Raw genomic sequence first — 20,283 nt, 5'->3', positions numbered from 1 at the left:
GATTGATCTTAAAACTTAAATTCATTGTCATCACCGGTTTCATGATAACATAACCTGCCATTTTTACAAGTCGAAAATGGTCATGAATCAATAAAAAGGTGAAAAAAGAATTGCCTTTTTTTCATATTAGTGATAATATAGATTAGCAATCAATGTCCACGTAGCTCAGCTGGATAGAGCATACGCCTTCTAAGCGTACGGTCGGGGGTTCGAGTCCCTCCGTGGACGCCATTTCTGTTTATACAGGCTTTCCTTGATGATGAGGAAAGCCTTTTTTATTTTTACTATGTGAGCAGGTATCGTAAAAAAGTAAGTGAGATAGATAAATTTGTAAGATTATACAATGAAATTACGAGCAATTGTCCTACATTTCTATGAAAAAATGTGTAAAATGAAGGTACAGAAAGGGAGAAGAAAGTTTGAATCTGTCAGATTCTTTATATTTTTTTGTTAATGTGTAAGCGCTTGCACTTAAAGTTTGACACAATTCCCTTTATTCCTGTGAGAAAATAGGAAAAATACTGAAAAGGAGAGAGGTAAATTTATGAAAGGTATTAATGTGAAAAGTGAGATCAAACCACTCAAAAAAGTGCTTCTTCATAGGCCCGGTCGAGAATTGTTGAACCTTACACCGGATACGCTTCAGGAATTGCTGTTTGATGATATTCCGTTCTTGAAGGTTGCGCAGGAAGAGCATGATGCATTTGCTAGGCTGTTGCGAGCAAATGATGTAGAGGTCGTCTATCTGGAAGATCTGATGGCTGAGGTGTTGGATCTGGATCCTGCCATTCGTAAAAAATTTCTGAAACAATTCATCGTTGAGGGTGGCATCCGAACGAATAAGTATCAGCGGATCATCTATGATTATCTGGATCAGATCAAAGATAATAAAACATTGGTTTTAAAAACGATGGAAGGAATCAATGTGAATGAGCTGAAACGTAATATTGAAAATTCTCTGGTGGATCTTGTCAGTGAAGAAAGCAAGATGGTGTTGGCACCGATGCCCAATTTATATTTTACGAGAGATCCGTTTGCTTCTATCGGTCATGGCATTGCTTTAAACCGGATGTACTCGGTAACTCGCAACAGGGAAACGATCTATGCTGAATATATTTTTAATTATCATCCGGATTATAAGGGCATCGTTGAAAAATGGTATGATCGCTATGATGACTTCCATATTGAGGGTGGAGATATTTTGAATCTTACAGAAGATACGCTGGCTATCGGTATATCACAGCGAACAGAGCCTGATGCCATTGATAGTCTGGCTAAGAATATCTTCAATAATCCTAAATCAACGATCAAAAAAATATTGGCCTTCAATATTCCAAATTCGAGAGCTTTTATGCATTTAGATACCGTATTTACACAAATTGATGTAGATAAGTTTACCGTTCATCCGGGAATTTTAGGACCGCTGGAAGTTTATGAGATCACAGCCGGTGATAGTGTTGAAGAAGTGAAGGTACATAAAATAGAAGATACGTTGGAGCATATTCTTGAGGATGTGCTCGGAATTGAAAATGTGACACTGATCAAGTGTGGCGGAGAGGATCGGATCGCTGCAGAACGTGAGCAGTGGAACGACGGCTCCAATACCTTATGTATTGCACCCGGAGTAATCATTGTTTATGAAAGAAATGATGTAACGAACGCATTGTTGGAGAAGCATGGTCTGAAAGTGCTGACGATCCCAAGTGCCGAGCTGTCAAGAGGACGTGGCGGACCTAGATGTATGTCCATGCCGTTATGGCGAGAAGATTAAGAAAGAAGAGGAAAAAAATATGCCGAAAAATTTAAGTGGAAGAAACTTTTTAAAATTATTGGATTTCACAACTGAAGAAATCCGTTATCTGCTGGATCTGTCAAAAGAGCTAAAACGTCTGAAGCTGACGCACACTCCGCATCGTTATTTGGAAGGAAAAAATATCGTGTTGTTATTTGAAAAGACATCTACGAGAACACGTTGTTCATTTGAAGTTGCCGGCAGAGATCTGGGTATGGGGGTTACTTATCTGGATCCGGGTTCAAGTCAAATGGGAAAGAAGGAAAGCATTGAAGATACGGCCCGTGTATTAGGAAGAATGTATGATGGTATCGAATACCGTGGCTTTGATCAGTCAATCGTAGAAGAATTGGCTGCTTATGCAGGGGTACCGGTTTGGAATGGATTGACCAATGAATTTCATCCGACACAGATGCTGGCTGATTTACTGACCATCGAAGAAAATTTCGGCTATCTGAAAGGTTTGAATTTTGTCTTCATGGGCGATGCCGGAAACAATGTGGGTAATTCTTTGATGGTTGCTTGTGCAAAGATGGGCATTAACTTTACGGCATGCGGACCAAAGAAGCAGATGCCAAGTGAAAAGCTGGTTGAAACCTGCAAGAAGATCGCAGCTGAGAATGAGTGTACGATCACATTGACTGAGGATGTTGGGCAGGCAACAAAAGGTGCACATGTAATTTATACGGATATCTGGGTTTCGATGGGAGAACCGGACAGCGTATGGGAAGAAAGAATTAAATTGCTGTCACCTTATCAGGTGAATAAAGAAGTGATGGCCAATGCTGCTGAGAATGCCATCTTCATGCACTGTCTGCCTTCATTCCATGATCTGAAGACAACGATCGGCAAAGAAATTTATGAAAAGTTTGGTTTAAAGGAAATGGAAGTGTGTGATGAGGTATTTGAATCCCGTGCTTCTAAAGTCTTTGATGAAGCTGAAAACAGAATGCATACGATCAAAGCGGTTATGTATGCAACTTTGAAATAATAGGAGTGAGTATGGCTAAAAGACTTGTCATAGCATTGGGAGGCAATGCTTTAGGAAATACACCTGAGGAACAGCTGGAGCTTGTTAAGGAAACAGCTTCTACGATCGTTGATCTGGTGGAAGAAGGTTATGAGGTCATCGTAGGTCATGGAAATGGGCCGCAGGTTGGCATGATCAATCTGGCAATGGAATATAGTGCCAATAACGGCGGTCATACGCCATTGATGCCGTTTCCTGAATGTGGAGCCATGAGTCAGGGATATATCGGTTATCATCTTCAACAGGCAATCCAAAGAAAGCTTCAGTCCCGTCAGATTGAAAAGCAGTGTGTAAGCATCATTACACAGGTAGTTGTAGATGAAAATGACGAGGCATTTCAAAAACCTACAAAACCTGTCGGTTCTTTCTACAATAAAGAGGACGCTGAAAGAATCGAAAAGGAGAAAGGTTATACGTTTGTAGAAGATGCCGGTCGTGGGTATCGTCGAGTGGTTCCTTCACCAAAGCCTTGTAAGATCGTGGAATTAAAGGTGGTAGAACAATTGGTTGATGCCAATGATATCGTGATTACAGTTGGCGGTGGCGGTATTCCGGTCATTGAAACGGAGGATGGCTATGCCGGGGTGGCTGCGGTGATTGATAAAGATCGTTCAAGTGCCAGACTGGCCTTAGATATTCATGCCGATATGCTTGTGATATTAACGGCTGTTGATCGTGTGTGCATTCACTTTAACCAGCCGAATCAGAAAGAAATTTCAGAGATGAGTGTTGAAGAGGCAAGACGCTTTATTGCCGAAGGACATTTTGCTCCGGGAAGCATGCTTCCAAAAGTAGAAGCTTGTTTAGATTATGTATCACATACACCGGATGGAACAGCTCTGATCACTTCTTTGAAAAAAGCCAAATTGGCACTTAAAGGTAAAACCGGAACGATAATTAAGGCATAGTGTACTTTTTTAAAGGAGGGAAAAAGACATGATTGAAAAAAAGAGTCGTACATCGTTATCATCCTTTAGTATTTTATTGCTTTTGTTGATCGCAGTCGCAATCATTACCTGGTTTGTTCCCGGCAGTGAGAAGGCTCCGATTCAGGGAGCAACTCTTTCGATGGTAGCAATGGCACCGTTTAATGGATTTGTCAATGCGATCGATGTTTGTATATTTGTTTTGGTATTAGGTGGATTCTTGGGAATCATATCGAGCACGGGAGCATTGGATTCAGGAATTAAAACGCTGGTCAAGAAGCTCCATGGTAATGAATTGAAATTGATTCCTATACTGATGTTTCTCTTTTCTGTCGGTGGTACAACCTATGGAATGCTGGAAGAAACGACGCCGTTCTATCTGCTTTTGGCAGCAACGATGGTGGCCGCCGGCTTTGATTCCCTGGTTGGTGCATCGGTGGTTCTGCTGGGTGCAGGAAGCGGTGTTTTAGGATCTACGGTCAACCCGTTTGCAGTAGGGGCAGCGACGAGCTCGCTTGTTGACAACGGTGTTTCTATCAATAACGGTATCATCATTATATTAGGAATTATCTTATGGCTCAGCTCTTATGCGATTTCAGTATTCTTTGTGATGCGTTATGCGAAAAAGGTGAAGGCTGATAAGGGATCAACGATACTTTCTTTACAGGAACAGGAAAGCATGAAAGAAAGCTTTATGGATAAAGAGTTCATTGCGGATGATACCTTGACAAAAAATCAGAAGCTTGTTCTTGTCTTATTTGCCCTGACATTTGTAATTATGATCGTTGCTTTTATTCCTTGGGGTGATTTAGGTGTGAACTTCTTTGAAGGATGGACCAATCATTTGACAGGTTCTGATATCGGTACATGGTATTTTGCGGAAGCAACGACATGGTTTCTGATTATGTCGATCATTATTGGCTTTGCAGGAAAATTATCAGAAAAGAATTTTGTGAAATCATTTATTGCAGGTGCCGGTGATATGATGAGCGTTGTATTGATCATTGCTTTGGCACGTGGTATCAGTATCCTGATGGCTCCGGTCGATGAAGGAGGTACAGGTCTGCAGTATTGGATCTTATTAAATGCTGCCAATGCCTTACAGGGCATGAGTGCCGGTATTTTTGCTCCATTATCCTATCTGTTATATTGTCTGCTTTCATTTTTGATTCCTTCATCAAGCGGACTGGCAACGGCCAGCATGCCGATCATGGGACCTCTTGCTGCTGAGTTAGGGTTCTCACCGGAAGTCATGATCATGATATTTGTTGCCGGAAACGGATTGGTGAATTTATTTACACCGACTTGCGGAGCGATCATGGGTGGTTTTGAGATCGCAAAGATTGAATATTCCACATGGCTTAAATTTTCCGCAAAGATCATTCTTACGATAGCTGTTGTCAGTTGTGTGATCTTAACGATAGCTATGGTAATCTTATAAAAATAATTGTTATATGACATGAATAATCCCCCTATTTAAATGAGCCCCTGTCAGGGCTCATTTTTGATGTAAGGGTTGATTATCATCCTATTTTTTTGTGGGCATTTGGGCCAATAAGATACCGGCGAATACTAAGGCACAGCCAATATAGCTCTGCAATGTCATGACTTCATGAAGAAGCAAGGCGCTGCCTAAAGCACAGAACACCGATTCACAGCTTAGAATAATGGCTGCTGTTGTCGAGTCGACCCCGATTTGTCCAAGCGTCTGCAAGGTATATCCTGCCCCAACAGATAAAATACCACCATATAAGATAGGAATTGCTGCTTCCATGATATTTTCCAAAGGAATACGTTCAAACAGGATCATGCCAATGGCACTGAATAGGGTACAGGTTAAATATTGATAAAAGGAAAAACGTATGGCATAAACAGAAGAAGCATAATGATCGACAGCTAAAATATGGAAGGCGAAAAATATCGCACAGATAAAGATCAAAGCATCACCGATGTTGATGGAGAAGGAACCTTGCATGCATAGAAAATAAAAGCCCACAAGAGCTAAACCGGCTCCCAGCCATGCGCTGCGTGTCGTTTTCTTATGTAGAAAGATACCAAACAGAGGAACAAGGATGATATAGAAATCCGTGATGAATCCTGCTTTTCCGGCATAATCTGTCAACATGACACCGTATTGCTGGAAGGTACTGGCGGCAAACAAAAGAAAACCACAAAGCATACCGGCATAACGGGTATGATATATTTTTTGTCTGTCATCAGCCTTTTTTTCAAAGATCAGCATGACCGGAATCAATGAAAAAGAGCCTAATGCAAAGCGAATGGCATTATATGTCAGCGATCCTGTGGAATTACCACCGACACGCTGGGCGACAAAGGCAAATCCCCAAATAATGGCAGTTAATGTCAAAAGTATCAATGAGCAGCTTTTTCTGTTCATATAAATTCCTCCAACACAATGCATTAATATTATCATATTTATAAAAAAATAGGCAAATATATATAACTTTACATATTATTTACATCTGAATACTTCCTTATTTTACTTGTTTTTGTTACACTAATCATGTAAAATCGTGGTAAAATAAAAAAGAGGATGTTGATATGGCGACTATATATATTGTAGAAGATGATCTGAATATTCGTGAAATCGAAACATTTGCATTAAAAAACAGCGGATATACCGTTGTTGATTTTGAGTGTGCGAAAGATTTTTATAAGAAGCTGGATGAAAAAGTGCCGAATCTGATTATTTTAGATATCATGCTTCCGGATGAGGACGGTCTTTCCATTGTCCAGCGGCTTCGCAAAAAAGCAGATACTAAGAATGTACCTGTACTTTTGATCAGTGCCAAGACCAGTGAGATCGATGTGGTCAAGGGATTGGATATGGGAGCCGATGATTATCTGACAAAGCCTTTTGGTGTCATGGAGCTGATATCAAGAGTAAAGGCTCTTTTAAGAAGGAGCAGTTATTCAGAAAATGAAAAGGTTTTATCTTTGCGTGAGATTCTGATGGATGATGAAAAAAGAAGTGTTTATGTGAATGATGAAGCAATCGAGCTGACGTTTAAGGAATATGAGCTTTTAAAGCTGTTGTTGATCAACAGTGGTATCGTATTGACAAGAGAAAAACTGATGGAAAAAGTCTGGGGAACTGATTTTGAAGGTGAATCAAGAACCTTGGATATGCATATCAAAACCTTGCGCCAGAAGCTCAAGGGTGCCGGAAGTTATATCAAAACCGTCCGTAATGTAGGATATATGTTGGAGTAATATGGAGAATAAAATACATCGACAGTTTTTTCTGATAGCGGCTGTTTCTATCATTGCCAGTCTTTTGCTGACGATGGGTGTTTTCTATAAACGGTTTCAGGATCAGATCGGTTATGATCTCAAGACCTTCGGTCAGGTCCTCTTAGAAACTCAAGGATGGGAGAAAGCCGAGGAAATCGCAGATGAAGAAGATATTCGGATTACTTTGATTGAAGCGGATGGTACGGTCAGCATTGATAGTGAAGCGGATGTTGAAGAGATGGAAAATCATAATGATCGTCCGGAAGTAATGGAAGCAAGAAAAAATGGCGAATCAATGATGATTCGTAATTCTTCTACCTTTAGTGATACGACGGAATATTATTATGCGATGCGCTTGGATGATGGAAGGGTTCTTCGTGTTTCACGGGAAGTAAGCTCTGTTTCCAGTATCTTTTTTGAAACCCTGCCGTTGATCTTAGGCTTGGTGGTTTGCATCATGATCTTAGCGGTAGTCATTTCAAGGATGCTGACACATTCTATCATGGAGCCGATCAACGAATTGGCAAGCAATATCGATCATATGCAGGATGTGAAAATATATAAAGAACTTGTGCCTTTTGTTAATACGATCCAGCAGCAGCATGAAAATATCATTCGCCAGTCAAAGATGCGACAGGATTTTACTGCGAATGTGACCCATGAATTAAAAACGCCGCTTACCAGTATCAGCGGTTATTCAGAACTTATTGAAACAGGTATGGCAAGTGAGAGCGATGTGAAGCATTTTGCTCATGAGATTCATAAAAGCAGTGCCAGATTGTTAACGACGATCAATGATATTATCAGGCTTTCAGAATTGGATAGTGAAGGCACTGAATTTTATGACAAGGTCGATTTATATGAAATCGCAAAGGATGCTCTGCCATCACTTGAAGTGAGCGCTAAAAAATATCAGGTATCCGTTTATCTGCATGGACAAAGTGAAATCATCAATGCCAGTGAAGAAAGAATGGTGGAGCTGATTTCAAATCTTGTTGATAATGCAATTCGTTATAATAAACCGGAGGGACGTGTCGATATTACGGTTGATCATGATGATCAGGGAAGTTATTTAAGTGTAAAGGATAATGGTATCGGTATTCCTAAACGGTATCATGACAGAATTTTTGAGCGTTTCTATCGAGTAGATAAAAGCCGTTCAAAGGCAACAGGCGGCACAGGCTTAGGACTTGCGATCGTGAAGCACATCGTCTTAAATCATAAGGCTACATTATCCATTGACAGTGAAGAAGGCAAGGGTACGGAAATCGTAGTACATTTCAAGAAAACAGAATGAGGATTGATTCCTCATTTCTTTATATAATGCTCGACAAACAGCTCAAACTCATGTAAGATGAAACTATGAAATATAAGACCTTAATGATTTTAAAACCGGAATGTTATGAATGGCATATAGCGGATGATATTCAAACGATGCTTAAGGATCATGGTTATCATATCGACAGTCAGAAAGAAGTGATCATAGATATGAAGGTCATGCAAGTTTTTCTCATGCATTATAAAGAGGCTATTGATAAGCTTGGTGCTGATTTTAATTTTGTCGGGAAATTGTTTAATAGTTATTACTTTCATGGACCTCATAAGATCAATGTCATGTGCATCAGCAGTGATTCAGAACTGATTGAAGATACACGTAAGCTGATTGGAGCCACAAATCCGCAAAAAGCTGAACCTGATACGATTCGAGCTTTGTTTTCAAAGGATTCGATGGAATTGGCTGAAAAGGAAAACAGATTGATCAAGAACTGTATCCATGCTTCAGATTCCCGTCAGAATGCAAATAAAGAATTAGAACTTTGGAAAGACTATCTTTAAGCTTCAGTCATATTACTGGCAGTTTTCATTTGGAAAACATATACTAGAGTCAGAGGTAAATTATGACACTAACTATTTTTGGAAGTACGGGAGATTTAAGCTTGCGTAAGCTGTTTCCTGCCTTATATAATTTATATTCATTAAAAAAGGATGCTGATTTTAAAATAATTGCAATCGGGAGAAGAAATTTGAGTCATCATCAATTTATTGACATGATCCGGCCAAAGATTTGTGAATATGCACGTCTTTCTTTTGATGAGGATATTTTCAATGAATTTTCTGAACATATCGTCTATTATCAGATGAATCTGACAGAGGCTGATGATTATGTAAAACTGAATGGTTTTTATCATGAAAATCAAATTGAGGCTCAGACTTTTTATCTGGCATTAAGTCCACGTTTTTTTCATTCCGTGATCGAAGGATTTAAACGACTTGATCAAATAGAAAGAAATAATGTGGTCATCGAGAAACCTTTTGGAATCAATACAGCGGACATGATCGACATCAATCATAAGCTCATGCAGTTATTCCCAAAAGATCATGTGTATTATATCGATCATTATCTTGGAAAAGAAATGATCCAGAACATCAAAACGATACGTTTTAAAAATGCGCTTTTTAAGAATAGCTGGAATCACGAAATGATCGACAGCATCCAAATATCTGCATTGGAAGCAGACGGTATATTAAACCGTGGTGCTTATTATGATGCCAGTGGAGCCTTGAAGGATATGGTACAGAATCATCTTCTTCAGATACTGACCATTCTGACGATGGAAGAGAGCGAGAATCAGCATGAAGCTCAAATGCAGATATTAAAGAAGCTTCGAATCAATCAAATCCTTCTCGGTCAATATTCAGGATATCGTAATGAAAAGGATGTTGATGAGCATTCGAATACGGAAACTTATGCAGAGCTGCAATGCTTTATCGATAATGAAAGATGGAAAGATGTACCGATTTATATTCGTACCGGTAAGAAACTAAAGAAAAGAGAAATTGTTGTGATCGTGAAATTTAAGGCGTTGGAAGGAAGTCCTTCTAATCTTTTGGAAATCAAAATTCAGCCAACAGAAGGAGTCTATCTGCAATTTAATATAAAAAAGCCGGGGGCGAAGGATCAGATTGAAACCGTTCAGATGGATTTTTGCCAGAGCTGTGTAGAAATCAATCGTATCAATACACCGGAAGCCTATGAACGTTTATTTGAAGAGGTCTTTCATCATCAAAGAGAATATTTTTCTTCTTTCGAACAAATCTTATTCAGCTCTTCGTTAATAGAAAGTATTCAAAAGCCGAAACCTTTTATCTATGATCACTCAATTCCATATTCATTGACAGAATGGGTGGAAATTCCACATAATTATTGACAATCATAAAAAATGCTTTAAACTAAATTTGGTGATGAAATGAAAGCTGTATTATTTGATTTTAATGGAACTCTTTTTAATGATACTGATATCCATATTGATGTATGGAGAAAATATATCAAAGAAAAACTAAATATTGAATTTACGACTGAAGAATTTTTGAAACGAATTTTTGGCAGAGATAACAATGCGATCATCGCAGATATCTTTCATATCGATGATTTAAATGAGATTCATCGCATTTCTGAAGAAAAAGAACAACGCTATCGTGATATATGTTCAACGATGGATATTTCACTTGTCAAAGGGGCAACCGGCTTTTTTGATATCCTCAAAGAAAAAAAGATTCCTTTTACGATTGCGACAGGTGCTAATAAGAGCAATGTAGATTTTTATTTTAAGGTATTTCATTTAGATCGATGGTTTGATTATGATAAAGTCGTTTATGATGACGGTTATCTGCCGGGAAAGCCGGACCCTGCGATCTATCGGCTGGCATGTGAAAAGCTAGGGGTTGATCCTCAAGATGTCATGGTGATCGAAGATTCACCGGCAGGAGTGACAGCCGCTAAAAGAGCAGGAATTTCAGAGATCTATGTCATTTCTTCTAAAGACAGTTTCCCATATGAAGTAAAGGGAATCATTCGTGATTTTGATGAGCTGAGGGATTTATTATGCTGGAAACAGAAAGATTGATCTTGCGCAATGGAAAACAGGAAGATATCCATGATTTCCTTGGAATAAGAAACAGCGCCTTTGTATTGAAGTATAATGCGATGGAAATATGTGATGAAGAACAGCTTTTCAAAGAAATCAGTGATAATTTTGTCTTAGAAAGAAAAAAAGATCATAAGATCATCGGCTTTATCGGTATTGAAAAGGATATGCTGCGCTATGGTGTGACATCTGCATGTATCTCATATTATCTTGATGAGAAGGAAGCAAAGCATGGTTATATGAGCGAAGCTTTAAAATCAATGCTTTCGTATTTATTTGAACAGGGTATTGAGATTGTCGGTGCACGTGTTTTTGTTGGTAATGATGCATCGGTATCCTTATTGAAAAAACTTGGATTTACTCATGAAGGAACTTTGCGTCATGCGGTTCAAGGATATGGTGGAATCATTTATGATGATCAGTTGTTTTCCTTGTTGAAAGAAGAATGGATAAAATGAAAAAACATCAGGTGTTGACCTGATGTTTTTGTTACCAGCTTCCGCCTCCGCCTCCGCCGAAGCCTCCGCCTGAGAAACCGCCTCCGCTAAAGCCTCCGCCACCAAAGCCTCCGCTGGAAGATGATGGAGGAGTAATAGCAGATGCGAGAGAATCAAAAGAATGCATGGTCGCATGGAAATGTGACATCCACAGGACAGTGGTAAAGGTTGAGGCATCATAAGAAGAATACCAGACTGGAGAAGGAATATTGATCGATTCAAATTTCTTTGACCATACATCGCTGATTCCCAGCACATAGGCATAAGGAAGGATGTGATAGAAATAAGACGGATATTCTTCTGCCAGCATTTCTAAACGGTCCTGTTCCGCTTCCATGATGAAATCCTTTAAACCCAGGATCTGTCCCAGCCAGCGATTGCCGATGGCACTGCGCTTTCCACTTGTTGCGATCATATAAGCCATTGCGATAGTATATGCAGTCACAAAGATGAAGGCAGCTATATTTTCTTTTAAGAAAATAAGCGAAACAAGCAGAAGAATCAGATGAATGACACAGGCAAGAGTGCTTATCAGCATAGTCTTTGCGTTAGAATAGACGTGTCTTTTTCTTGATAAGATGCTCCAAAAGATCATGGATGCACTTAGCAGTGGCCATAGGATAATGAGCGGTAGGATTGCCAGATCGATCATTCCTGTTTGATGATAATAGGTCGTCGATGTAAGCAAGCCTAATGCCAATCCGGCCAGTATCGTCATAACGATTTGGATCGTTAGTGAACCGTTTGAATAAATCTTATTTTCCTTTAGATGAAAATAATTAAAGATCATTTCCTTTGTGCTCCGTATCTGATCACCAAAATGTCGCTCCTGAAGCTCCTTTAAGCTGACCTCTTCGCCTTCTTTGAAAAGAGCATTGAAGAAGGTTCGCTCATATCCGGCACAGGCAGGATCGATATCCTTTATCTTTTTGATGGATGTATCTTCTTCACCATCATAAATCGTAATATAACCCCGGTTAGCAAAATCAATGATCAAAGATAATACATCTTCCGTATTGACCTCACCGTCAATGACATAACCGACACCTGCACTGCTAAGACCCTTAGGAGCATTAAATTCAACGGTAACAAGTGGTTTTGTCTTTCTGCCAAATTTCAGATAAAGCAAGATACATACGACTAAAATAACAGCACATACGATCATCGCCATATTTGTATGATCCGCAATCGGAACAAAATCAAAATAGTTTTTACCCAGTTCCAGATAAATTGTCAGGGATTGATAGTTGTAGAGTGGTGAAAGAGTTTCACCACGAATCACATTTCCCTGCATCTCAGTTACTACATTTTCATGTTCCGGAATATCAAGGGTAGATGCATCCACAGGTTCAGGAAAAGTGATACTGAAATCAACATGTTGGATCTGACAGTCAAAAAAACCAATCAGATTATAATAGAAATAATCCTGATCAATGCCCAGATCTCTTGTCTGGATGGTGTAGCGGATATCATAGGTCTTTGGTCCATAGACATATTCATCCGGATCACCGATCTTGATCTGTACACCATCACTTTCAGAATCTACTTCATAAGGATCATTTAAGACCTCAATATCATATACAGGGAAATAATAGGTTTTCTTACCCATATCACCCCAGTTCATGTTATATTTGATCGGAATATTACGATAAAAACCATGAACATAATCCGTAAATGTCATATCGATCTTTTCATGAACATTCAGACTTCCGTCTTCATTCACTTGTATTTCAACACTGTAATTGTCAATGTTGAAATTCTCCTGAGCTTGAACATGAAGCGGTGAAGCGAATACAAACAGGCAGAGCAGAAGGACAAATACTTTTTTCAAATATCTCATAGTGTCCCCTTTATATATTTCTAAAAAGAAACTTTCACGTTCTGACGTTCTTCTTCAGTGTCCACTTCAAACAACGGTGCTCTTTCAAAATGGAAAAGTGAAGCGATGATGTTGCTAGGAACACTCTCACATCTGATGTTGAAATCACGTACCAATGCATTGTAATACTTACGGGAATTCGCAATCTCACCTTCCATCTGATTTAAATCATTCTGCAAAGACAAGAAATTCGTATTTGCCTTCAAATCAGGATACTGTTCCGCAACAGCATTTAAGTTGAACATGGACTGTGCCAGCTCTTTCTCAGCGGCGATCTTCTCATCGACGCTTTTCGCATTTACAGCGTGATTACGGGCTTCAATAACGGTTGCCAGCGTTTCGGATTCATGCTTGGCATAACCTTTTACAGTTTCCACTAAATTCGGAATTAAATCATAACGCTTTTTCAGATAAACATCCATGGTTGAAAAAGCCTCTTCAACTCTATTTCTAAGAGAAACAAATCCGTTATAAGACACGATTGCCCAGATAACGATCAATGCGATCACTGCAATGACAATAATTAAAACCCAATTCCAATTCATATATGGTCCTCCTTTTGGTAATCAAAGTATATCATAGAATTCTTAGGTTTACGTAACAATATTGTCATTTACAGATTTTCTGAAATAAATAGTTTTTCATTGCGTTCAAAACTGCCTCGTACCATCATGCTGTTACGAAGTTCATACGCGCCAAAAGCAATATCCGCGCATACATCAATTTCTTCAAAACGATTTAAAAGTGAAATCAAAGCCTCTTTATCCGTATAGATACATTCACTGACTAGCGAATGTTCTTTATTCACGATGATATAAGCCTGATCATTGGCATAGATTTCACTATCCATGCTTTTATATGGAATCAGATAGTTTTCATAATAATCTATATTACGAATCCGCCAGCCATCTTTATTTTTAGTAAATTGTTCATAAAGCTTTAACAGATGAATGCTGTCATAACATAATTCCCCATTGGCCTCACCCTGTCTGACAAAATGGGAAAAGAAATGCAGATAGGCCTCTTCAAAGCCAAACGGTTTATACAGTTCCCAGTTATAAGCCTGAATAAGTAAAAAAGGAAATGTTGATTCATCTAATACATGATTCATGAGCATCCTCATATAACCGCACCCCTGATAATAAGGATCAGTAGCAACACCCACGATCAAAGCAGTATTTTGGATATGACCATCCTTAAAGATCGTCATCTCTCTCATCTGAAGCATGCATAAAACCTTAAATGCATGAACAACAAGCCACGTATTTTCCGGATGATAAAGATGGGTAAAATAAAATTCAGTGCTTTTTTCATCTTCATCAGGAAAGGATTCCTTCCATAGCTTTCTGATCTGGGCAACATGCTCCTCATCAGCATGAATGATTTTTGTTTCTCCCTGATAAGCCAGATATTTTTTGATCTTATAGATGGGGTGCAGATCACTTTTGGCTTTCCGCAATGACTCTAAACCTAAATCATCCTCACGGTTGAGATAGATATATTTAGGATCACAATGCATCAAGGTATATTTCAAAATGGCGACATATAAGCCCCGTATCGTATGATCGGCCTTTTCCACATGCATCTGGATCATATTTTCAGATAGTTCGCTATATATGGAAAATGCTTTCAACTCATTGTCAATATAAATACATCCGCCCTTGATCTCACATTCATCATACCATTCAAATAATCTTTTGATTCCTTTCATTTCTTTTTCGATAGCTTCGGGATCGGCATGGTTATTTTTCCATTCTTCAAGAAAATCAAAGATGATCCCTTGATCTTCTTTTCGTAAAGGCTGATAGACAAAACGATCTTTATATTCTTTCATGAAGGCATTGAAATGATTACGTCTTTTCTGCATCTTTTTTCCTACAAGCGATCGCTGCATTTCAATATCATAAACGTAATCCTGTGCGTCAATATCATTGTGATAGACAAAATGAAGGTCATGACTTTCACAATAATCTTTGAGCTTTTGATTCATGCCATGAATTTCATAAGGAATATGGTATTGGCGAGAGTATCTGTCCATCTCCAAAAAAGCCTCTGTGAGATATTTCTCTTCGCACAGGGGCATCAGCCATCCGAAACGGTGATGGTAATTAACTAAAATAAGGGCAAAGTTTTCATATAATTCATAGAATATCTCATATACGTGATCCCACATGACCATGGTCACGACATTTGAATTATATTCATTGTATTGAGCTTTTCTTGAAAATACTTTTAATTTAGGAAGATCCTCTTTGTTTAATTTTTTCATACTCCAACATTATAATCCAACTCATAAATAATGCAAGAAATATGCAAATGAAAAAAAGTTATTTATTTTTAAGCATTTATTTTGTATAATATTTTTAATAAAAGGAAAGGGAAAAAATATGAAAAAATTGATATCATGCATCATGGCAGGGCTGATATTAATGGGATGTCAGCCTGAAGAAAAAGAAGTAACGCCGCCTACAAGCAGTGAAGTAGGAAAGTTATGTACTTATATCGTGTCTTTTGACAATGATATGTATCACATTTCTTTATTTTATGAAGTATCTGAGAAATATCCGATTCAAAATGAGGAGATCTTCAATGTTATTGATGAGATGAGCCTGAAGTATTCAAAGACGGGAAAAGGCGATGTCGGCAAATATCCGATCAATGAAGAAATGGTGCGTACGGAATGTGGGATGAGCCATCCTCAATCCGTAGCGACGGTGGTAAATATCAGTAAAGAAGATGCATGGTTCTTAAGTGAAGAGCTGAAGAATCACAAGTTTTATTTCAGGGTAGAAAAGGAAGGCCGGATGTTTGATGTGAAGGTTGAAAATCAGGTTTATTCGAAAACATCACATCAGATGAATAATGAACAATTATTTTCAGAAAACATTGATGAAGAGATTTTTCAAGGTATTACTTTAGAAAGAAGGGCGATTGGCAGTGATGACACAGATCCGGTTTTTGCGGAAGTAAATGTAGGGAAACATATTCTCAATGGTACAGGATTCCTGGATGCTTCTTCTATGAATCTTGATCATATTGGTGAAGGTTATCAGTATTATCTGACATTGATACCTGAAAATGATGTGGCAGTAAGTTATATGTCGTTGATGACACTTGTAGTTTTTGATAAGGAGAAGATGGGTGAGGATACATACGTAGATTTGTCTGGAGGTATGTTGATCGAGGAGTTGCAGGACAGGATCATTTATGAGGATCAGGAAAAAGTTATAATGGATCTGAATCCTATATTATATGGATATGACGATTTTGGAGGTTTTGTAGCAGATACATTTTATCATTCGATTGACAAGGAAAAACTGAATGAAATTTATCATGATTTTATGACTAAATTTATTAGCTCTTTAGGAGGTAATTTATGAAAAGAATCGAATCAGATTTGCATATTCGTGTATTGGCTGCTATTTTGGTTTTACTACTCATTACGATCTTTATTTCATTTTCTATGGAGATCAATGCCTATCTTCAAAAAAATCATGTTCAGCAGGAGGAGTCTTTGCAGGATGCTCAGATGAATGCTGTTGAAAAAGAAAGTGTTCGATAGAAAAATGAGGCAAAAGGTGAAAATCTTTTGCTTTTGTATTATAATAATAAGGCGAAAGCGAATTTTACAGGATATTTTTGATAGTTGACATATGGGAAGAGAGGAAAGCGATGAAGAAAATAAATAAGAAGACCAAAAACATTTTGGTACAGCTGCTGGTAGGACTCCTTTTAGGATTATTTTTAGGCGGCTTTCTTGTTTCTATGTTTGAACTGGAAAGATTTGGAATTGATATCATGATCTACTTTTTGATCATGGCCGTGGTTGCCTATCTGCTTCAGATCATCATTCATGAGGGAGGGCATTGTTTGTTTGGCCTTTTGAGCGGGTTTGAGTTTATCTCTTTCCGGATCGGTTCTTATATGTGGATGAAGGATCAGGATAAAATCAAATTTAAGCGATATCGGTTAGCGGGAACAGGCGGACAGTGTCTTATGAAACCGGTAGGCTCAAAGCTTGAAGCGTATTGCTTATACTGTGCAGGAGGAGGAATCTGTAATCTTCTTGTATCTTTGATCTTTTTGATCCTTGGTCTTGTTTTTCATGATATGTTGTTTCATATTTTCTGTTTCTGTATGGTTGGTATCGGTCTTTTGCTGGGCTTGTTGAATCTGATTCCGCTCGATGCCGATATACCGAATGATGGGTATAATATTTACTGTTTGCTGAAGGAAAAGGCGTCTGTACAGTCGATTTATCAGCAGCTGATGCTTGCGAAAGAGCTCTCTGATGGAAAAAGATGGAAGGAAATTGATGAGAAGCTTCTTGAGTTGTATGAGGGGGCCGATTTGACAAATCCCTTAAATACCTGTATTGAAGCAAGTAAGGGCGCACGTTTGGTGGCACTAAGAAAGTACGATGAGGCGAAGAAGTGTCTGGAAAATCTTTATCAGAAGGATATATCGACAATTTATCGTACTTCAGTGATGTATGATCTGGTATTGATCGAGCTTTTGACAAGTGATGATATCAATGTGGATCAATATATGGATTCAAAAATGAAGAAGCGAATGAATCGTGAAAAGAGTGATATTTCTTCTTTGTTGGATCAGTTTGGTATTGATCTTCTTGTCAATAAGGATGAGGAGCAGGCAATGGTGGATCTGAAGTATTTTAATGATGCCTGTAAGACATATCCGTCGGAAGGAATTGTAGAGGATATGAAGGAATTTATAAATCTATTAGAAGAAAGGAAGATGTAAGATGACAAAGGTAGATGTTATTTCTGGTTTTTTAGGAGCAGGAAAAACTACATTGATCAAGAAACTGCTGGAAGGTGAATTGAAGAATGAAAAGGTCGTACTGATTGAAAATGAGTTTGGTGATGTCGGTATTGATGGAACTTTTTTAAAGGAAGCGAGTATTGAAATCAAGGAAATCAATTCCGGCTGTATCTGCTGTTCATTAGTAGGTGATTTTAGAGAGGCACTTTTGAAGGTCGTAGAGGAATATGCTCCTGAACGATTGATCATTGAACCAAGCGGTGTCGGTAAGCTGAGTGATGTTATTCAGGCCATTGAGGACGTACATTTGCATGTGAATGCATTGGTTTGTGTCGTGGATGTGAAGAAAGCAAAGATGTATCATAAAAACTTTAAAGAATTTTTCGATAATCAGATCGAATATGCGAAAACGGTGATTTTGAGCCGTACGCAGGATGTCAGTGATGAAAAGGTTGAAGAAGTCGTACATATGATCCATGAAATTAATCCGGATGCGAAATGTATCATCAGTGACTGGAATGAGCTGAGCGATCATCAGATCTTAGAGGTCATGGATGAGGCTGATGACAAACATCACCATGAGGAAGAACATGAATGCTGTTGCGGACATCATGATGAAGAGCATGAATGTTGTGGTCATCATCACGATGAAGAGGATCATGAATGCTGCTGTCACGATCATGATGAGCATGATCATGAGTGCTGCCATGATCACGATGACCATGAATGTGGATGCGGACATGACCATCACCATCATCACGGACACCATCATGCAGATGATGATTTTGTAAGTGTGGCTTATGATACGGCGCATAGCTATACGAAGGAAGAACTTCACGATATGCTCGCACAGTTGGATGAGAATATCTTGAGAGCTAAAGGAATGGTGAAATCTAATGAAGGATGGCTGTTCTTTGATTATGTACCAAATGAAATTGATATTCGTCCGGGTGAGGTACAGACCATTGGTAAGATCGTTGTAATTGGCAGTACCATTGATGAAGATAAGATCAAAGAGATCTTTAGGATAGGATAAGATGGCAATACCTGTATATATTTTTTGCGGCTTTTTGGAAAGCGGCAAGACAACGCTGATTCAGACAACTTTAAGAGATGAAGGATTTAATGAGGGTGAGAAAACATTACTTTTGGTGTTTGAAGAAGGTATTGAAGAATATGATGATAAGTTTTTAAAGGAAACATATACGAATGTTGAATATTTTGACGATCTGAGTCAATTGAATACGGATATCCTTCGTGAGCTGGATAATAAATATACACCGGATCGTGTCATGGTAGAATTTAATGGTACGTGGAATATTGATGATTTTTTAGATATTGAATTGCCATTGGACTGGATCGTCGTTCAGATATTAAGTACGATCGATGCTTCTACCTTTACGAACTATATCAATAACATGCGTACCTTTATGTTTAATGTGATCAATCCGGCAGATGTCATCGTGTTCAATCGTTGTGATGAAAATACTAAGAAGGCCTATTTGCGTACGAATGTAAAATCGATCAATAAAGGGGCTCAGATCATTTATGAATTGAAAGATGGTACGATATCACCGATGACTGATGAGGAGATGCCGTTTGATCTTAGTGCGGATGTCATTGAAATCAATGATGATGATTATGGCTTATGGTATATGGATGCTCTCGACAATGCCCGTAAATATGATGGTAAGACGGTCGTAATTCAGGGCAGGGTGATGCGCCGCAGGGAAGATCCGGATGATATTTATGTTATCGGACGTAATGCCATGGTTTGTTGCGCGGAAGATACGCAGCTGATCGGGTATATGGTGAAAAGCAAACATGCGGAACAAATGGTGGATGGTGACTGGTTACAGTTGAAAGCCAAGATGCATGTGGTCTATGATGAAGAGTATCATGGTGAAGTACCTATGCTGGAAGAAATCTCTTATAAGCGAATTCCACCATTAAAAGAAGAGTTAGTTTATTTTAGTTAAAAAACAGAGGTTAGAAACTTCTGTTTTTTTGACAGATCAGGATATTTGTCTTAAAAATTAGCAGTCAATACTTGACAGTGCTAAAACGTTGACTATAATCATAGGTGTAATCAGGAAGAACATACTAGATTACAGAGATGAAATATTCCAAAGGAGGCGTTAGTTATGTTACTACCTAGATTATTTGATGATGATGTATTTGATGATGTATTTG

At 38.5% G+C, this 20,283-nt stretch carries 19 protein-coding genes and 1 tRNA gene; 16 read left to right on the top strand and 4 right to left on the bottom strand.

The window, feature by feature from the left end:
- Positions 1 to 154: 154 nt before the first annotated feature.
- The 5 genes from Q0K35_RS11000 to Q0K35_RS10980 all read left to right on the top strand — a co-directional run bounded on the left by Q0K35_RS11000 (position 155) and on the right by Q0K35_RS10980 (position 5,189).
- A tRNA-Arg gene (locus Q0K35_RS11000) sits at positions 155 to 231 on the top strand.
- A gap of 313 nt (positions 232 to 544) precedes the next feature.
- Positions 545 to 1,771 (top strand): arginine deiminase, encoded by a 1,227-nt coding sequence (arcA, locus tag Q0K35_RS10995; protein WP_294562910.1) that lies wholly within the window; start codon positions 545 to 547, stop codon positions 1,769 to 1,771.
- A 19-nt stretch (positions 1,772 to 1,790) separates the two neighbouring features.
- Positions 1,791 to 2,783 (top strand): ornithine carbamoyltransferase, encoded by a 993-nt coding sequence (argF, locus tag Q0K35_RS10990; protein WP_294562909.1) that lies wholly within the window; start codon positions 1,791 to 1,793, stop codon positions 2,781 to 2,783.
- An 11-nt stretch (positions 2,784 to 2,794) separates the two neighbouring features.
- Positions 2,795 to 3,730: a carbamate kinase gene (arcC, locus tag Q0K35_RS10985; RefSeq protein WP_294562908.1), complete on the top strand. Its 936-nt coding sequence runs from the start codon at positions 2,795 to 2,797 to the stop codon at positions 3,728 to 3,730.
- Between the two features lie 28 nt (positions 3,731 to 3,758).
- Positions 3,759 to 5,189, top strand: a complete 1,431-nt coding sequence (locus tag Q0K35_RS10980) for a YfcC family protein (protein ID WP_294562907.1) — start codon at positions 3,759 to 3,761, stop codon at positions 5,187 to 5,189.
- Positions 5,190 to 5,276: 87 nt separating this feature from the next.
- Here Q0K35_RS10980 and Q0K35_RS10975 read toward each other — a convergent pair whose 3' ends face one another.
- Positions 5,277 to 6,146 (bottom strand): DMT family transporter, encoded by an 870-nt coding sequence (locus tag Q0K35_RS10975; RefSeq protein ID WP_294562906.1) that lies wholly within the window; start codon positions 6,144 to 6,146, stop codon positions 5,277 to 5,279.
- 164 nt (positions 6,147 to 6,310) lie between these two features.
- Here Q0K35_RS10975 and Q0K35_RS10970 point away from each other — a divergent pair, with 164 nt between their 5' ends.
- From Q0K35_RS10970 to Q0K35_RS10945, 6 genes are all read left to right on the top strand, one after another.
- Entirely contained in the window at positions 6,311 to 6,982 is a 672-nt protein-coding gene (locus Q0K35_RS10970) for a response regulator transcription factor (protein WP_294562905.1), read from the top strand.
- 1 nt (position 6,983) lies between these two features.
- Complete coding sequence (locus Q0K35_RS10965; protein ID WP_294562904.1) at positions 6,984 to 8,300, top strand: ATP-binding protein; 1,317 nt, start codon at positions 6,984 to 6,986, stop codon at positions 8,298 to 8,300.
- 65 nt (positions 8,301 to 8,365) lie between these two features.
- Complete coding sequence (locus Q0K35_RS10960; protein WP_294562903.1) at positions 8,366 to 8,839, top strand: nucleoside-diphosphate kinase; 474 nt, start codon at positions 8,366 to 8,368, stop codon at positions 8,837 to 8,839.
- A gap of 62 nt (positions 8,840 to 8,901) precedes the next feature.
- Entirely contained in the window at positions 8,902 to 10,212 is a 1,311-nt protein-coding gene (locus Q0K35_RS10955; protein ID WP_294562902.1) for a glucose-6-phosphate dehydrogenase, read from the top strand.
- A gap of 39 nt (positions 10,213 to 10,251) precedes the next feature.
- On the top strand, positions 10,252 to 10,908 hold the full coding sequence (locus Q0K35_RS10950) for an HAD family phosphatase (protein WP_294562901.1): 657 nt from the start codon (positions 10,252 to 10,254) through the stop codon (positions 10,906 to 10,908).
- Complete coding sequence (locus tag Q0K35_RS10945; RefSeq protein ID WP_294562900.1) at positions 10,887 to 11,387, top strand: GNAT family protein; 501 nt, start codon at positions 10,887 to 10,889, stop codon at positions 11,385 to 11,387. Before Q0K35_RS10950 ends, Q0K35_RS10945 begins: the two co-directional genes overlap by 22 nt.
- A 31-nt stretch (positions 11,388 to 11,418) precedes the next feature.
- Here the strand turns inward: Q0K35_RS10945 and Q0K35_RS10940 are convergent, their stop codons facing one another.
- The 3 genes from Q0K35_RS10940 to Q0K35_RS10930 all read right to left on the bottom strand — a co-directional run bounded on the left by Q0K35_RS10940 (position 11,419) and on the right by Q0K35_RS10930 (position 15,574).
- Entirely contained in the window at positions 11,419 to 13,266 is a 1,848-nt protein-coding gene (locus tag Q0K35_RS10940) for a DUF2207 domain-containing protein (protein ID WP_294562899.1), read from the bottom strand.
- A 20-nt stretch (positions 13,267 to 13,286) separates the two neighbouring features.
- A complete protein-coding gene (locus Q0K35_RS10935; RefSeq protein WP_294562898.1) occupies positions 13,287 to 13,850 on the bottom strand; it encodes a LemA family protein in 564 nt (187 codons plus the stop codon).
- Between the two features lie 68 nt (positions 13,851 to 13,918).
- The gene (locus Q0K35_RS10930; protein ID WP_294562897.1) at positions 13,919 to 15,574 is read right to left on the bottom strand and encodes a GNAT family N-acetyltransferase; all 1,656 of its coding nucleotides are present in this window, start codon (positions 15,572 to 15,574) and stop codon (positions 13,919 to 13,921) included.
- Positions 15,575 to 15,692: 118 nt separating this feature from the next.
- Here Q0K35_RS10930 and Q0K35_RS10925 point away from each other — a divergent pair, with 118 nt between their 5' ends.
- From Q0K35_RS10925 to Q0K35_RS10905, 5 genes are all read left to right on the top strand, one after another.
- On the top strand, positions 15,693 to 16,685 hold the full coding sequence (locus tag Q0K35_RS10925) for a hypothetical protein (protein ID WP_294562896.1): 993 nt from the start codon (positions 15,693 to 15,695) through the stop codon (positions 16,683 to 16,685).
- Positions 16,682 to 16,867, top strand: coding sequence for a hypothetical protein (locus tag Q0K35_RS10920; protein ID WP_294562895.1), 186 nt, complete (start codon positions 16,682 to 16,684; stop codon positions 16,865 to 16,867). The genes Q0K35_RS10925 and Q0K35_RS10920 overlap by 4 nt, the downstream gene beginning before the upstream one ends.
- 110 nt (positions 16,868 to 16,977) lie before the next feature.
- Positions 16,978 to 18,069, top strand: a complete 1,092-nt coding sequence (locus Q0K35_RS10915) for a hypothetical protein (protein WP_294562894.1) — start codon at positions 16,978 to 16,980, stop codon at positions 18,067 to 18,069.
- 1 nt (position 18,070) lies between these two features.
- Positions 18,071 to 19,126 (top strand): GTP-binding protein, encoded by a 1,056-nt coding sequence (locus Q0K35_RS10910; RefSeq protein WP_294562893.1) that lies wholly within the window; start codon positions 18,071 to 18,073, stop codon positions 19,124 to 19,126.
- A 1-nt stretch (position 19,127) separates the two neighbouring features.
- Entirely contained in the window at positions 19,128 to 20,069 is a 942-nt protein-coding gene (locus Q0K35_RS10905) for a GTP-binding protein (protein WP_294562892.1), read from the top strand.
- The last annotated feature ends 214 nt before the right edge of the window (positions 20,070 to 20,283 follow it).

It is taken from the genome of uncultured Traorella sp. (genome assembly GCF_944327115.1).
In the GTDB taxonomy this organism is placed as follows: Bacteria; Bacillota_I; Bacilli_A; order Erysipelotrichales; family Erysipelotrichaceae; genus Traorella.
This window is presented reverse-complemented; position numbering and strand designations above follow the sequence as displayed.